This is a genomic window from Zavarzinia sp., assembly GCF_041650655.1.
Lineage (GTDB): Bacteria > Pseudomonadota > Alphaproteobacteria > Zavarziniales > Zavarziniaceae > Zavarzinia.
On record NZ_JBAZKR010000052.1, the window covers coordinates 1 to 13,870 of the forward strand.

Consider the following 13,870-nt stretch of genomic DNA (forward strand, 5'->3'; position numbering starts at 1 on the left):
GGCGGCGGCGGGGCTGCCGCTTCCACCACGGGTGGTGGCGGCGGGGCCGGCGGCGTCAGCACGGGAGCGGCTTCCGCGACCGGCGGGGGCGGCGGCGAGGCCGGGCGGGCGGCGGTCGCCGGGGCGGGTTTGCGCGGGCGGGCCGGGCGCGCGGGACGCGGTGGCGGGCTGCCGACCAGATCGTCCAGCACCGACATGTCGACGGTGACCGAGGGCTGATGGGTGCCACCGATGACGATCGTCTGATAGTCGACGCCGAGGTCGTTGCCCTGGCCGCGGCGCGCGGGCGCCGGGTGGATGATGGCGGGAACGGTGAGATGCAGGCCGGTCGACTGGTCGTCGTCATTGCCACCGGCATGGGCGGGTGCCGAGGCGATGAACCCGGCCAAGGCGACCAGAAGGGCGGCGATAGAAACGCAGGACCTCGCGGCCCCGACGCCTTGCCGTGCCCTGGCGGCTGCCCTCATGCCCCTTGTACTCCCCAGTTGCCTTGCTCTCTTATCAGGAAGAGACGAGTCGCGAAACCGGCGAAATGGTGCGATGCCACGCCACCGTCGCGCAACTGCCGATCATTCCGCCTCTTTTTCGCCCTCTGCGGCATCCTTGCGCGGCTTCACGCGCTTCGGGCCGAGGCCGGCGCGCTCGACCAGGCGGCGCAGCTTCTCGTGCACGATCTCGTTGCCGGCGATGATCTCGGGCGCTTCCAGGACCTTCTTGGCGCCGCGCACGTCGGTCACGAAACCGCCCGCCTCGCGCACCAGGATGATGCCCGCCGCAATGTCCCAGGATTGCAGCCCGGTCTCCCAGAAGCCGTCGAAGCGGCCTGCGGCGACGAAGGCGAGGTCGAGGGCGGCCGAGCCGAAGCGCCGGACGCCGGCCACTTCGCGCATGACGAGGCCGAGCTCCTTGAGGAAGCGCATGTGGTCGCCCCGGCCGTGGAACGGAATGCCCGTGGCGATCACGCATTCCTTCAGGTCCTTGCGGACGGCGACCCGCAGGCGGCGGTCGTTGCAATAGGCGCCGGCGCCCTTCTCCGCCCAATACATCTCGTCGGTGATCGGGTTGTAGACCACGCCGGCGATCACCTCGCCGTCGCGCTCGCAGCCGATCGAGATCGCGAAATGGGGCAGGCCGTGCAGGAAATTGGTGGTGCCGTCCAGGGGATCGATGATCCAGCGGTGCGACTTGTCGCTGCCTTCGACGATGCCGCGCTCTTCCATCAGGAAGCCGAAGTCGGGGCGCACGCGCGCCAGTTCGGCATAGAGGACGTCTTCCGCCTTCTGGTCGGCGACCGAGACGAAATCCGACGGCCCCTTCTTCGAGACCTGGAGGTTCTCGACCTCGCCGAAATCGCGCTTCAGGCCGCGGGCGGCCTTGGTGGCGGCGGACGCCATGACGTTGATGAGCGGCGAACGGAACGCCATCGGAGAACCTCGGACTGGAGAAGGAGCGGCCGCTGCTGTGAGCGGGCGCGGACCCTATCAGGACGGGGCGGCGGGGTCAAACGCCGCCCCGGTTCCTCAGGCGACGGACTGGGTCAGATGGGCGGCGATGGCGCGCTTCACCGGGCTCAGGCGGTCGGCGACATGCAGCGCCGCCTTGCGCAGCAGGCGGGCCGGGCCGCTGTCGTCGGTATAGAGCGAGGCGATCACATTGGTGCCCTGGTAGAGCGGGAAGGTGGCCAGGCGGTGCGACCGTTCGTAATCGGCCAGCAGGGCATTGGCGGCGAAATCCCGCCCGCCTTCGATCGCCTTGCGCATCCGGCTCGACAGGCGCTCCGCGCTCTGCAGGCCGAAGTTGAAGCCATGGGCGGTGACCGGGTGCATGCCGACCGCGGCATCGCCGATCAGGGCCGCCCTCGTGCCGGCGAAATGATGGGCATAGACCCCGACGAGGGGGTAGGAATGGCGGGTGGAGATCACCCGCATCCGGCCGAGCCTTCCGTCGTAACGCGCGGTGATCGCTTGGCCGAAGGCCTCGTCGTCGAGCGCCATGGTGGCCTTCATCTCGTGCTCCGGCAGGGTCAGCACGGCCGAAGCGCGGTTGCCGTTGAGCGGCAGCATGGCCAGCGTCTGGCCATAGCCGAACCATTCCCAGGCGACGTGATCATGAGGCAATTCGTGCTCGACCCGGCACACCATCATGGTCCGCCCGAAATCGCGCGACGCGGCGCCGATACCGAGCATCCGCCGGGTCTCGGAATAGCGGCTGTCGGCCGCGACCAGGAGGCGCGTCTCGATCGTCGTGCCGTCGGACAGGGTGAGCAGCACATCCTCCGCCCGCCGCTCCAGCGAGACGAGACGGACGCCGGCCAGCAGCGTGGCTTCGCCAGCCGCCATCAGGGATTCGAAGGCGGCCTTGCGGATCAGGTGGTTGGGAACGAGGAAGCCGAGCTGGTCGTGGCCCGAGGCGGAAGCGCTGATCTTCATGGCGAAGAGCGACGGCCCGTCCATCACCTTGGCATCGCGGAGCGGGGAAATTTCCTCGGCCGGCAGGCGCTCCCACAGGCCGAGCTCTTCCATGATCCGGCGCGAGGCATGGGTCAGGGCGATCTCGCGGCCGTCGAAGGCGGGATCGGCCAGGGCGTCGTGGCCCTGCTGCTCCACCACGGCGACGGCAAGGCCGCAGCCCGAGAGCGCCCGCGCGAAACTGAGGCCGGCCGGCCCGCCGCCGATGATCGCCACATCAACCTTCATGACCGTCGTCCTCGTCGATCGCGTTTCGCAAACCAAGCGTTTTTCGAGCGCCCCTTGTCAAGCCGCCAGCGGTGCGGGGCGGCATTATGCCCGCGCCTGCGCCCGCTTCAGGGCGGAGAGCACGAGGGGCAGGCGGTCGTTGCCGAAATACATGTCGTCCCCGTCGACGAACATGGTGGGCGAGCCGAAACCGCCGCGGGCGATCAGCTCGTCCGTATTGGCGCGCAGCCGGTCCTTATAGTCGGGCGCGGCGATCTTGGCGAAGAATTCCGCCGGGTCGAGACCGACGGCAGCGAGCACGGGGGCGATCACCGCATCCTGGGAAATGTCTTCGAGCCGGCCCCAATAGGCTTCGAACAGGGCCTTGGCATAGGGCACCAGGACGCCGTGCTCGGCCGCGACGAAGCAGCCCCGCATCACCTTCACACTATTGACCGGAAAGACCGGCGGCTGGCCGATCACGATGCCGACTTCCCGCGCCCAATCCTGCATGTCCTTGACGTAATAGCGGAGCTTCACCGGGTTCGGCTTCTCGCGCCAGGCATAGACACTGTCGTTGACCGCGTTGAAGACGCCGCCGACCAGGAACGGGCGATAGGTCAAGGTCGCCCCGCCCTCCGCCGCCACCGCCTCGATCCGGGTGAAGGCGAGATAGGTCCAGGGACTCGAAATATCGAAGAAGAATTCGAGATGCGGCACAGTCCGGCTCCTCCCTGCCCTGACGTTTTCGCGATCGTGCCATGAAGCGGTGGCCATGCGCCATCGCCGCCGCCCGTGTAGGCTTGGCGCGTCACCAGACCCTGGGGAGGAATGCCGTGGCGGACGAACTGGTCTTCTATACCAACCCGATGTCGCGCGGGCGGATCGCGCGCTGGATGCTGGAGGAAGTGGGGCAGCCCTACCGGGCCGAGATCCTGACCTATGGCGGCACCATGAAGTCGCCCGACTATCTGGCGATCAATCCCATGGGCAAGGTGCCGGCACTGGTCCATGGCACCACGGTGGTGACCGAGGCGGCGGCGATCTGCGCCTATCTGGCCGACGCCTTTCCCGAAGCCGGCCTCGCCCCGGCGCCGGGCGACCGCGCCCGCGGCCCCTATTACCGCTGGCTCTTCTTCGCGGCCGGGCCGCTCGAAGCCGCGGTGACCGACCGGGCCATGGGCGTCCAGGTCCCGCCCGAGCAGCGGCGCATGGTCGGCTACGGCTCCTTCGACGAGGTCATGGCCGCCCTCGAAGGCGCCCTCACCCCCGGCCCCTATCTGCTGGGCGAGCGTTTCTCGGCGGCGGACGTCTATGTCGGCGCGCAGATCGGCTTCGGCCTGCAGTTCGGCTCGATCCCGCGCCGACCCGTGTTCGAAGCCTATGCCGCCCGCCTGCAGGGCCGGCCGGCGGCGCAGCGCGCGGCGGCACTCGACGACGCCCTGATGGCGACGCCGGCGCCATGAGCTTCACCCTTTCGGCCCTCGACCAGTCGCCGATAAGGGACGGCGGCACGCCGTCCCAGGCGATCGCCGAGACCGTGGCCCTGGCCAAGCATGTCGAGGCGCTCGGCTATCACCGCTTCTGGTGCGCCGAGCATCACGCCTCGGCCGCCTTCGCCGGCTCGATCCCGGAAGTACTGATCGCCCATCTGGCGGCCGTGACGGAGAAGATCCGCCTCGGCAGCGGCGGCGTCATGCTGAGCCATTACGCCCCGCTCAAAGTGGCCGAAGCCTTCCGCATGCTGGAGACCTTGCACCCCGGGCGGATCGATCTCGGCCTCGGCCGGGCGCCGGGGGCCGACCAGCGCACCACCGCGGCGCTGCGCCCGGGGCCGAGCGCCTATGGCCCGGAAGTGTTTCCCGAACAGCTCGTCGACCTCGTGGGTTTCCTGCGCGACAACCTGGCGCCGGACCATCCCTTCGCCAAGATCGCCGCCCAGCCCCGGGGCGAAACCATGCCGGAGCTCTGGCTGCTCGGCTCGGGCGGGGATTCGGCGGCCTATGCCGGGGCGCTGGGGGCCGGCTTCGCCTTCGCCCATTTCATCAATCCGGACAGTCTGGCCGTCGCGGTCGAGACCTACCGGCGGAGCTTCCGGCCCGGCCTGTTCGACCGGCCGCGCCTGATGCTGGCGGTCTTCGCCCTGGCCGCCGATACCGAGGCGGAGGCGCGGCGCCTGGCCAAGACGCGGGACCTCTGGGTCCTCAATCTGCTGGCCGGGCGCAACATCCCCTTCCCCGATCCGGACGGCATCGACCTCGACACCCTGCCGGTCGACGTGCGCCGCCGCCTGGCGCTGGTCGCGGCCCGGGGCGTCGCCGGTTCGGCCGACCAAGTGAAGGAGCGGCTGAGCGCCATGGCCGAGAGCGTCGGGGCGGACGAGCTGATGATGGTCACCATCACCTACGACTTCGCCGCGCGGCTGCGCTCCTACGAGCTGCTGGCGCCCGGCACCTGGTGACGTCAGGGCCGGGGCGGCGGCATATCATCCGGCATCGGGCCGTCCAGCATCGGGCCGCCGGGAGGGCCGCCGTGTTCCGCCCCTTCCGGCCGGGGCGGGCGGCCGTCGTCGGCTCGGCTCGGCTTGAAGCGGCGGCGATCCTCGACCGAGAGCTTGCTCGCCACCTCGACGAAGGCGCGCTGATAGCGGGCCTGGATCGCGGCATTCTGCGCATTCATGTGGTCGAGCGCCGCCGCCAGGGCCGCCTGGTCGAGCGGATCGGCCTCGAGCAGGGCCTTGACCTGCTTCCGGCTCTCACGCAGTGCCAGGAATTCGTCGCGCAATTCCTTGCGCGTGGCCCGCATGGTCTCACGGACCACGTCCCGCCCCTCGGGCGAGAGCTGGCCGAACAGGCCTTCGGTGGCGCTGGGTCCGCCCAGGGCGAAGGGCGGCGGTGGCGGCGGAACCCAGCGATGAGCGACGACGATGCCGGCGACCACCAGATTGGCGCCCAGCGAGACCACCAGGGCGACGATCAGGCCGATGAACCAGCGGCGATCAACTGTCATAGGAATCTCCCGCCGTCAGGGCCTGAAGCTCGAGGCTCGCGGCATCGTCGCCGGCATAGGTGGTGAGGGGATCGCCGATCAGGCCCGACCAGCCGGCGAAGACGCCGATCAGCAGCGAGGCGGCGAGCGCAAAGGCGGCCGGCGCCAGGAAGCGGCGCGGCCGGAAGGGCACGACAGTGTCGCGGATGGTCTGGCCCGTGGCGCGGGCCGCGGCCAGGATGCGGGCCTTCAGGTCGGCCACGTCCGGCGCCGGGCGGCGCACCAGGGTATCGAGCCGCTGCGCCTCCGCCAGCAGGATCCGGGCGGCGGACGAGGTGGCGAGCAGGCCGCGCGCCTCGATCGCCAGGACGGGCGGCCAGGTTTCGAGATCGGGACCCAGGCGGTCCAGGAGTTCGGCGAAATGCTTGTCGGTCATCGGTCGGGTCATGATCAGCCGGCCTCCGCCGGGGCATAGTCCGCCAGGCTGGCGCGCAAGGCGCGCCGGGCCCGGACCAGAAGGGATTCGAGGGCGCCTTCGCTGACCTCCAGCACGGCCGCGGCCTCGGCCTGACTGAAGCCGTCGACCAGGCAGAGCCGCACGGCGCGCGACTGGCGCTCCGGCAGGCCGCCGAGGGCCGCATCGAGCGCGCGGGCGAGCGCCGCCCGTTCGGTCGCCATCTCCGGGTCCTCGCCGGGGTCGACCGGTTCCGGGATGTCGTCGAGCGGGGTCGGGCGCGCCTTCCGCATATGGTCGAGGGCAAGGTTCATCACGATCCGCCACAGCCAAGTCGAGACGCGCGCCGTCGGCTGCCAGGCCGCCGCTCGGGTCCAGACCCGCAGGAAGGCTTCCTGCGCGATCTCGTCCGCGATGGCGCGGCTGCCCGTCACGCGCTGTGCCAAAGCGACGGCGCGCGACAGGTGGCGGTCCATGAGCAGGGCGAAGGCCGCCTCGTCACCGCCGGCAATCCGTGCCATCAACAAGTCATCGTCGGGCACCGAAGTCGCGGGCGAGATGCCCATCATCCTGTCCTGTCATGCGTCCTGTTACGGCAATGGAACGCACCGGCCGGTAGATTCCTGCGCCGGCCCCTTTCGCACCGGGCCGGGCTTCGCTAGCTTCGGCAACGGGCGGGCTTGTTGCGCAGGAATCTATCATGGGTGAGACGCAACTGCGCGAACCGCTCGACGACCGCATTGCCGGATCGGACGGGGAACTGCACGACGACATCGTCGCGGCGCTCGACAGCGGCGAGGCCGAGGCGGTGCGTGGCCTCGCCGGCGCCCTCCATGTCGCCGACCTGGCCGACCTGATCGAGCATCTGTCGCACGACCAGCGCCGCGTCCTCTTCGCCTCGCTCGGCGACGACCTCGACCCCGAGCTTCTGTCCGAACTGCACGGCCCGGTCCTGGCCGAAGTGCTGGACCTGATCGGCCCGCGCGAAACCGCCGCCGCGCTGTCCCAGCTCGACACCGACGACGCGGTCTATGTCCTCAACGAATTCGACGACGAGCAACAGGCCGAGGTCCTGGCCGAACTGCCGGCGGACGAGCGCGCCACGCTGCAGGAAGGCCTGTCCTATCCGGAAGATTCCGCCGGCCGGCTGATGCAGCCCGACGTGGTCGCGGTGCCGGATTTCTGGACCGTGGGCCGGCTCCTCGAATTCCTGCGCAACGAGGCGGAACTGCCCGACCGCTTCTTCGAGATCGAGATCGTCGACGGGGAGCGCCGCCCGGTCGGCAAGCTGCCGCTCGACCGCGTGCTGCGCTCCAACGCCGACCTCCCCCTCGGCATGATCATGGAAGAGGCGGAGCATCTGATCCCGGTCGACATGGACCAGGAAGAAGTCGCCTTCCTGTTCCAGCAATACCGCCTGGTTTCCGCCGCCGTGGTCGACCGCGAGGGCCGCCTGGCCGGCGTCATCATGGCCGACGACGTCGCCGACGTGATCGAGGAAGAAGTCGAAGAGGACGCCATGCTGCTCGGCGGCGTGGCCGAGACCGACATCCAGGAATCGGTCTGGACCACGACGCGGACGCGCTTCGCCTGGCTCTTCGTCAATCTGGGCACCGCCTTCCTGGCCTCGGCCGTGATCGGCCTGTTCGATGCCGAGATCGAGAAGATCGTGGCGCTCGCCGTGCTGATGCCGATCGTCGCCTCGATGGGCGGCAATGCCGCGACCCAGACCCTGACCGTCGCCGTCCGCACCCTGGCGACGCGCGAGCTGACCTCGACCAACGCCAAGCGCGTCGTGCTCAAGGAAGTGCTGGTCGGCGCCATCAACGGCCTGGTCTTCGCCGCGATCGTGGGCGCCATCGGCTTTGCCTGGTTCGGCAATTTCGACCTGGGGATCGTCTTCGGCCTCGCCATGATCATCAACATGGTGGCGGCGGCGCTGGCCGGCGTGCTGGTCCCCCTCACGCTCGAACGGGTCGGGGTCGATCCCGCCGTGGCCTCCGGCGTCTTCGTCACCACGGTGACCGATGTCGTCGGCTTCTTCGCCTTCCTTGGCCTCGCCTCGGTCATTCTGCTGTGACGGGTGACAAACGGGCGGCGAGAGGCTAGACCCTTGCACGTTTGGCCAGCGAGTTGCCCACCATGGATCTCAGTATCGTCATTCCGGCCCTGAACGAGCAGGAAAACGTCGTCCCCCTGCTGGACGAAGTGCTGGCGGCCCTGCGCCCGCTGGGCATCGCCTTCGAGGTGATCTTCGTCGACGACGGTTCGGACGACGCCACCGCGGCCCGGCTCCAGGCCCGCATGGGCGACACGCCGGAACTGCGCCTGGTGCGCCACGCCCGGCGTTATGGCCAGAGCATGGGCGTGCGCTCGGGCGTGCTGGCCGCCAAGGGCACCTGGATCGGCACGCTCGACGGCGACCGCCAGAACGACCCGGCCGACCTGCCCAAGCTCTGGGCCGTGGCCAACGGGCCGGAGCAGCCGGGCGTGATCGCCGGCGAGCGAATCAAGCGGAACGACAATTGGCAGAAGCGCTATGCCTCGCGTTTCGCCAACTGGTTGCGCCGCAAGCTGCTGAACGACGGCACCAAGGACACCGGCTGCGGCCTCAAAATGTTCCGCCGCGACCTGTTCATGGAATTCCCGCATTTCGACCATATGCACCGCTACCTCCCGGCGCTGGCCCGGCGCCATGGCGCCAAGGTCGTGCCGGTGCCGGTGAACCACCGGGCACGGGAAGCCGGCACCTCGAAATACGGCACGCTCGACCGCGCCCTGGTCGGCGCGACCGACCTGTTCGGCGTCTGGTGGCTGATCAAGCGCTCCCACTTCCCGATCCGGCTGCGCGACGATGGCGGCGCCCGCTGAGCAGGCGGGGGCGTCCTGGGCCAGGTTCCTGGCCCTCGTCCTGCTCTGCCTCGCCGTCCTGACCCCGGGCCTCGCCGCCCTGCCGCCGACCGACCGCGACGAATCCCGCTTCGCCCAGGCCAGCCGGCAGATGGCCGAGACGGGCAATCACGTCGACATCCGCTTCCAGGACGTGCCGCGCTACAAAAAGCCGATCGGCATCTATTGGCTGCAATCGGCCGCCGTCGCCCTGGTGGGCGAGGGCGCGGCCAGCCCGATCTGGGTCTACCGCCTGCCCTCCCTGCTCGGCGCCATGATGGGCGTCCTCCTGCTCTATGGTTTCGGGCGGCGCTTCGCGGGCGAGAATGTCGCCTTCGCCGCCGCCGCCCTGCTGGCCGCGGCCCTGACCATGAATATCGAGGCGCGCCTGGCCAAGACCGACGCCATGCTGCTCGGCTCGACCGTCGGCGCGCTCGCCGCCTTCGGCCTGGTCTATGTCCGGCGGGCGGCGGGTCAGGCGGTTTCGATCGCCGCGCCGCTGGCGGGCTGGGCCTTCATGGGCATCGGCATCCTGATCAAGGGACCGATCACGCCCCTGATCGCCGCCCTCGCCGTCGCCAGCTTGGCGATCGCCGACCGCGGCAAGGGGCGCACGCTCGACTATCTGAAGGCGCTCCGCCCGCTCGCCGGCCTCATCATCGTGGCGGCGATCGCGGTGCCCTGGATCGTCGCCATCACGCTGCTGACCAAGGGCGCCTTCCTGGCCAATTCGGTCGGCGGCGACCTCGTGCCCAAGCTGCTCGGCGGGGAGGAGAGCCACGGCGCCCCGCCCGGCTATTACTTCGTCACCCTGTCCGCCATGCTGTGGCCCGGCGCCGTGCTGGTCGGCCTCGGGATTCCCTGGGCCTTCGCGCAGCGGCGGGAGCCCTGGGTGCGCTTCTGCCTCGCCTGGGCGGTGCCCGGCTTCCTGTTGTTCGAGTTGGTGCCGACCAAGCTGCCCCATTACACCCTGCCCTATTTCCCGGCCCTGCTGCTGCTCGGCACCGCCGCGGCACTGGACGGCTTCCGGCCGGAGACGGGGCTCGGCAAGGCGTGGCGGTTCCTGGTCCTCGCGGTCTTCGGTGCGGTCGGCCTGGCCCTCGGCTGCGGCCTCGCCGGGCTCGAATGGCATTTCGCCGGCGGGCCGGGCCTCGCCGGCATCGCCGCCGCCGCCGTCGGTGCCATGGCCACCGTCGCCGCCCTGGTCCTGCTGGCGCGCGGTGCCGCCGGGCGGGCGATCCCCATCATGGTGGTCGGCGCCGCCTTCCTCTATGGCGCCGCCTTCAGCGCGATCCTGCCCGGGATCGACGCGCTCTGGCCGGCACGCGGCGTCCGCGCCGAACTCGACCGCCTGGGCCTCGAGAATGCGCCCGCCCTGGTCGCCACCGGCTATGGCGAGCCGAGCCTGGTGTTCGAGACCCGGACCGACCTGAAGATCACCGGCGCCGAAGACGCCGGCCGGATCTTCGCCGCGACGCCGGGCGCCGTCGCCCTGGTCGAGGCCGGCAGCATGGACGCCTTCAAGGCCGCGATCGGCAGCACCGGCTTCCAGGACCTCGCCCATGTGAAGGGCATCAACGTCTCGCGCGGCAAGCCGGTCGACATCGCGATCCTGCAACGCACGCCATGAGCCCGGCCGCCCTGATCTGGACCCTGGCCCAGGACAGTATGGCCGGCACGGCCCGGATCCTGGCCCGGCACGGCGCCGTGACCGCGGCGGCCTGCCTCGGCCTGCTCACCCTCGGCTTCTGGGGTGACCGGCCGCTGGCGCTCTGGCTCTATAGCCTGCCGGCAGGGGACAAGGCCTTTTTCGCCGCGATCGACGAGGTCGGCCGTTCGGGCTGGATGTTCGCTTCCGCCGCCGCCGTGCTGGCCTGGGCCTTGTGGCGCCGCCGCCGGGACTGGGTGGTTCGGGCCGGTTTCGTCATCGGCGCGGTCGCCATGGGCGGCTGGCTGATCAATGTGATCAAGATCCTGGTCGCCCGGGCGCGGCCGCGCCTGCTGGTCGCCGACGGCACTTACGGCGTCCATTTCTTCGAAATCAGCGCGGACTGGAATTCCTTCCCCTCCGGCCATTCCCAGGCGATCGCCGGCTTCGCTGCGGCCCTCGGCTGTCTCTGGCCCCGGCTCCGGCCGGTGTTCATGGCCCTCGCCGTACTGCCCGCCGTGGCCCGCGCGGTGATGCTGAACCACTATGCTTCCGACGTGATCGCCGGCTATGCCCTCGGCACCATCGTCACCCTCGCCCTGGCCGAAGCCTGCCGTGCCCGCGGCCTCGGACCGCTCGCGGTGCAGGCGAGGGCTTGAACGCGCCGCGTCCCGGCCTATCCTCTTAACCTTCCAAAGGGGAGACGGGACATGGTGAAGCGGCTTCTGGCCCTGGCGTTGGCCTTCGCGGGGATGACGGCGCCGGCGCTGGCCAAGGACAAGGTGGTGTTCGGCACCAATTGGCTGGCCCAGGCCGAGCATGGCGGCTTCTACCAGGCGGTGGCCGACGGCACTTACGAGAAATACGGCCTCGAAGTCGAGATCCGCATGGGCGGGCCGCAGGTGAATCACGCCCTGCTGCTGGCCGCCGGCAGGGTCGACTTCAACATGGGCGGCGAAGGTTACGGCGCCCTCAACTACGTGCAGAACAATATCCCGATCCGCGCCGTCGCCTCGATCTTCCAGAAGGAACCGCGCGTGCTGGTCGCCCATCCCGATACGGGCGTGACCGATCTCGCTTCGCTGAAAGGCCGGCCGATCCTGCTCTCCAAGGATGCCTTGCAGACCTATTGGCTGTGGCTGAAGCGGACGCAGGGCTATACCGACGACCAGATCCGCCCCTATAATTTCTCCGCCGCCCCCTTCCTCGCCGACAAGATGATGGTCATGCAGGGCTATCTCTCGTCCGAGCCCTATACGGTCGAACAGGCCGGCGTGAAGCCCGTCGTGCTGCTCCTGGCCGATTACGGTTACGATACCTATTCGACCACGATCGAAGCCCGCCAGGACATGATCGACGGCAAGCCCGATCTCGTGCAGCGCTTCGTCGACGCCAGCGCGATCGGCTGGAAGACCTATCTCCGCGGCGATCCGGCCAAGGCCAACGCCCTGATCAAGGCGGCCAATCCGGACATGACCGACGACCAGCTCGCCTATGCGATCAAGGTGCTGAACGAGCACGGCATCGTCGAATCGGGCGACGCGCTCACCCACGGCATCGGCGCCATGACCGACGCCCGCTGGAAGAGCTTCTTCGACGGCACGGTGAAGGCCGGCATCTATCCGGCCGACCTGGCGCTGACCAAGGCCTATACGTTGCAATTCGTGAACAAGGGTGTCGGCCTGAAGTGAGGCTGCTCGGCCTCGACCGTCTCGGCCACCGTTTCGCTTCGGGCACCCAGGCACTGTCCGGCGTCTCGCTCGAGGTGGAACGGGGCGAGTTCCTGTCGATCCTGGGGCCGTCGGGCTGCGGCAAGTCCACCCTGCTCCGCCTCGTCATGGGGCTGGAACGGCCGACCGAAGGCGCGATCGCCTGGGCCGGCGCGCGGCCGCGCATCGGCGTCGTCTTCCAGGAGCCGACCCTGATGCCCTGGGCCAGCGTGATCGACAATGTCGCCCTGCCGCTCCGCCTCCAGGGCCTCGACCGGGCGGAACGGCTGGCGGCGGCGCAGGCGGCGATCGAGATGGTCGGCCTCGCCGGCTTCGAAAAGGCGGTGCCGCGCGAACTCTCCGGGGGCATGAAGATGCGCGTCTCGATCGCCCGGGCCTTCTCGGCCAAGCCCGAGCTTCTGCTGATGGACGAGCCCTTCGCGGCACTGGACGAGATCACCCGCCTTCGCCTGGACGACGAATTGCGCGACCTCTGGCGTGCCCAGGGCCTGACCGTGCTCTTCGTCACCCACAGCGTGTTCGAGAGCGTCTATCTCTCGACCCGGATCGCGGTGATGAGCGCCAGGCCCGGCCGTGTCGCCGACAGTCTCACGATCGGGCACAGCGCGGATGGTGCCGCCTTCCGCGCCTCGGCCGATTACGCGCGGCAATGCGGCCTGGTCTCCGCCGCCCTCGGCCGGGCGATGGCGGCATGAGACGGCTCTCGCAACGCTCGGCGCCGCTGCTGGTCGCCCTTTTCGTGCTGGCCGGTTGGGAGGAGCTGGTCCGGGTCCGCGGTCTGCCGCCCTATATATTGCCGGCGCCGTCGCTGATCGCAGAGACGCTGTGGGCCGACCGGGCGATCCTGGCGGTCTCGCTCTTCGTCACCCTGAAGATCACCTTCGCGGCGCTGGCGACCTCGGCGGTGGCGAGCCTCGCCCTCGCCGTCCTGTTCCGGCAGAGCCGCTGGATCGAGCGGAGCCTCTACCCTTACGCCGTGATCCTGCAGGTGACGCCGATCGTGGCGATCGCGCCGCTCATCCTGATCTATGTCGAGGATCCCTTCGCGGTGATGCTGGTCTGCGCCACCATCGTCGCCTTCTTCCCGATCCTGTCCAACACCATGCTGGGGCTGCGTTCGGTCGATCCCGGGCTCGAAGATTTCTTCCGCCTCCAGGGCGCCGGACGGCTGGAGACCCTGTGGCTGCTGCATCTGCCGAGCGCCCTGCCCTATTTCCTGTCCGGGCTTCGGATCGCCGGCGGCCTCGCCCTGATCGGCGCGGTGGTGGCCGAATTCGTCTCCTCGACCACGGCGGGGGGAGCGACCGGCCTCGCCTGGCGCATCATCGAGGCGGGGCAGCGGCTCAATGTGCCGCGCATGTTCGCCGCATTGGCCCTGATCGCCTTCGCCGGTATTGCGATCTTCGCCCTGCTCACGGCACTCTCCCACCTGATCCTGCGCCGCTGGCACGAGAGCGCCAGGACAGAAGAAGAAACCGAGGGCTGA

16 protein-coding genes are annotated in these 13,870 nt (G+C 69.6%); 9 read left to right on the forward strand and 7 right to left on the reverse strand.

Annotated elements, in window-relative coordinates; all coding sequences use genetic code 11:
- The 4 genes from WC493_RS13120 to WC493_RS13135 form a co-directional block, all read right to left on the reverse strand.
- Positions 1-467 (reverse strand): hypothetical protein (locus WC493_RS13120; RefSeq protein WP_373065976.1); only part of this gene is annotated, 467 nt, incomplete at its 3' end.
- A 102-nt stretch (positions 468-569) separates the two neighbouring features.
- Entirely contained in the window at positions 570-1,424 is an 855-nt protein-coding gene (locus tag WC493_RS13125) for an inositol monophosphatase family protein (protein ID WP_373065977.1), read from the reverse strand.
- 96 nt (positions 1,425-1,520) lie between these two features.
- Entirely contained in the window at positions 1,521-2,696 is a 1,176-nt protein-coding gene (gene ubiM, locus WC493_RS13130) for a 5-demethoxyubiquinol-8 5-hydroxylase UbiM (protein WP_373065978.1), read from the reverse strand.
- An 84-nt stretch (positions 2,697-2,780) separates the two neighbouring features.
- A complete protein-coding gene (locus tag WC493_RS13135; RefSeq protein ID WP_373065979.1) occupies positions 2,781-3,395 on the reverse strand; it encodes a 2-hydroxychromene-2-carboxylate isomerase in 615 nt (204 codons plus the stop codon).
- 116 nt (positions 3,396-3,511) lie between these two features.
- Here WC493_RS13135 and WC493_RS13140 point away from each other — a divergent pair, with 116 nt between their 5' ends.
- Positions 3,512-4,141: a glutathione S-transferase family protein gene (locus WC493_RS13140; protein ID WP_373065980.1), complete on the forward strand. Its 630-nt coding sequence runs from the start codon at positions 3,512-3,514 to the stop codon at positions 4,139-4,141.
- Positions 4,138-5,136, forward strand: a complete 999-nt coding sequence (locus WC493_RS13145) for an LLM class flavin-dependent oxidoreductase (protein ID WP_373065981.1) — start codon at positions 4,138-4,140, stop codon at positions 5,134-5,136. The genes WC493_RS13140 and WC493_RS13145 overlap by 4 nt, the downstream gene beginning before the upstream one ends.
- Positions 5,137-5,138: 2 nt before the next feature.
- Here WC493_RS13145 and WC493_RS13150 read toward each other — a convergent pair whose 3' ends face one another.
- Genes WC493_RS13150 through WC493_RS13160 form a run of 3 tightly spaced genes read right to left on the reverse strand, consistent with a single transcriptional unit; the run spans position 5,139 to position 6,638 of the window.
- Positions 5,139-5,684 carry a periplasmic heavy metal sensor gene (locus WC493_RS13150; RefSeq protein WP_373065982.1) on the reverse strand — a complete coding sequence of 182 codons (546 nt, stop codon included), beginning with the start codon at positions 5,682-5,684 and terminating at the stop codon, positions 5,139-5,141.
- Positions 5,674-6,111 (reverse strand): hypothetical protein, encoded by a 438-nt coding sequence (locus WC493_RS13155; protein ID WP_373065983.1) that lies wholly within the window; start codon positions 6,109-6,111, stop codon positions 5,674-5,676. The genes WC493_RS13150 and WC493_RS13155 overlap by 11 nt, the downstream gene beginning before the upstream one ends.
- Before the next feature lie 2 nt (positions 6,112-6,113).
- The gene (locus WC493_RS13160; RefSeq protein WP_373065984.1) at positions 6,114-6,638 is read right to left on the reverse strand and encodes a sigma-70 family RNA polymerase sigma factor; all 525 of its coding nucleotides are present in this window, start codon (positions 6,636-6,638) and stop codon (positions 6,114-6,116) included.
- A 179-nt stretch (positions 6,639-6,817) separates the two neighbouring features.
- On the opposite strand from WC493_RS13160, the gene mgtE reads away from it, so the two are divergent.
- From mgtE to WC493_RS13195, 7 genes are all read left to right on the forward strand, one after another.
- On the forward strand, positions 6,818-8,197 hold the full coding sequence (gene mgtE / locus WC493_RS13165) for a magnesium transporter (RefSeq protein ID WP_373065985.1): 1,380 nt from the start codon (positions 6,818-6,820) through the stop codon (positions 8,195-8,197).
- 62 nt (positions 8,198-8,259) lie between these two features.
- Complete coding sequence (locus tag WC493_RS13170) at positions 8,260-8,988, forward strand: glycosyltransferase family 2 protein (RefSeq protein ID WP_373065986.1); 729 nt, start codon at positions 8,260-8,262, stop codon at positions 8,986-8,988.
- The gene (locus tag WC493_RS13175; RefSeq protein ID WP_373065987.1) at positions 8,972-10,636 is read left to right on the forward strand and encodes an ArnT family glycosyltransferase; all 1,665 of its coding nucleotides are present in this window, start codon (positions 8,972-8,974) and stop codon (positions 10,634-10,636) included. The genes WC493_RS13170 and WC493_RS13175 overlap by 17 nt, the downstream gene beginning before the upstream one ends.
- Positions 10,633-11,313, forward strand: a complete 681-nt coding sequence (locus tag WC493_RS13180; protein WP_373065988.1) for a phosphatase PAP2 family protein — start codon at positions 10,633-10,635, stop codon at positions 11,311-11,313. Before WC493_RS13175 ends, WC493_RS13180 begins: the two co-directional genes overlap by 4 nt.
- A 51-nt stretch (positions 11,314-11,364) precedes the next feature.
- A complete protein-coding gene (locus tag WC493_RS13185; protein ID WP_373065989.1) occupies positions 11,365-12,345 on the forward strand; it encodes an ABC transporter substrate-binding protein in 981 nt (326 codons plus the stop codon).
- Positions 12,342-13,079 carry an ABC transporter ATP-binding protein gene (locus WC493_RS13190; RefSeq protein ID WP_373065990.1) on the forward strand — a complete coding sequence of 246 codons (738 nt, stop codon included), beginning with the start codon at positions 12,342-12,344 and terminating at the stop codon, positions 13,077-13,079. Before WC493_RS13185 ends, WC493_RS13190 begins: the two co-directional genes overlap by 4 nt.
- A complete protein-coding gene (locus tag WC493_RS13195; RefSeq protein WP_373065991.1) occupies positions 13,076-13,870 on the forward strand; it encodes an ABC transporter permease in 795 nt (264 codons plus the stop codon). The genes WC493_RS13190 and WC493_RS13195 overlap by 4 nt, the downstream gene beginning before the upstream one ends.

Bases quoted from the DNA above. Each gene is read 5' to 3' on its own strand.
- WC493_RS13125 (WP_373065977.1), bottom strand. From the start codon at position 1,424: ATGGCGTTCCGTTCGCCGCTCATCAACGTCATGGCGTCCGCCGCCACC.
- WC493_RS13195 (WP_373065991.1), top strand. From the start codon at position 13,076: ATGAGACGGCTCTCGCAACGCTCGGCGCCGCTGCTGGTCGCCCTTTTC.
- ubiM (WP_373065978.1), bottom strand. From the start codon at position 2,696: ATGAAGGTTGATGTGGCGATCATCGGCGGCGGGCCGGCCGGCCTCAGT.
- WC493_RS13175 (WP_373065987.1), top strand. From the start codon at position 8,972: ATGGCGGCGCCCGCTGAGCAGGCGGGGGCGTCCTGGGCCAGGTTCCTG.
- WC493_RS13160 (WP_373065984.1), bottom strand. From the start codon at position 6,638: ATGGCACGGATTGCCGGCGGTGACGAGGCGGCCTTCGCCCTGCTCATG.
- WC493_RS13185 (WP_373065989.1), top strand. From the start codon at position 11,365: ATGGTGAAGCGGCTTCTGGCCCTGGCGTTGGCCTTCGCGGGGATGACG.
- mgtE (WP_373065985.1), top strand. From the start codon at position 6,818: ATGGGTGAGACGCAACTGCGCGAACCGCTCGACGACCGCATTGCCGGA.
- WC493_RS13180 (WP_373065988.1), top strand. From the start codon at position 10,633: ATGAGCCCGGCCGCCCTGATCTGGACCCTGGCCCAGGACAGTATGGCC.
- WC493_RS13145 (WP_373065981.1), top strand. From the start codon at position 4,138: ATGAGCTTCACCCTTTCGGCCCTCGACCAGTCGCCGATAAGGGACGGC.
- WC493_RS13155 (WP_373065983.1), bottom strand. From the start codon at position 6,111: ATGACCCGACCGATGACCGACAAGCATTTCGCCGAACTCCTGGACCGC.
- WC493_RS13170 (WP_373065986.1), top strand. From the start codon at position 8,260: ATGGATCTCAGTATCGTCATTCCGGCCCTGAACGAGCAGGAAAACGTC.
- WC493_RS13150 (WP_373065982.1), bottom strand. From the start codon at position 5,684: ATGACAGTTGATCGCCGCTGGTTCATCGGCCTGATCGTCGCCCTGGTG.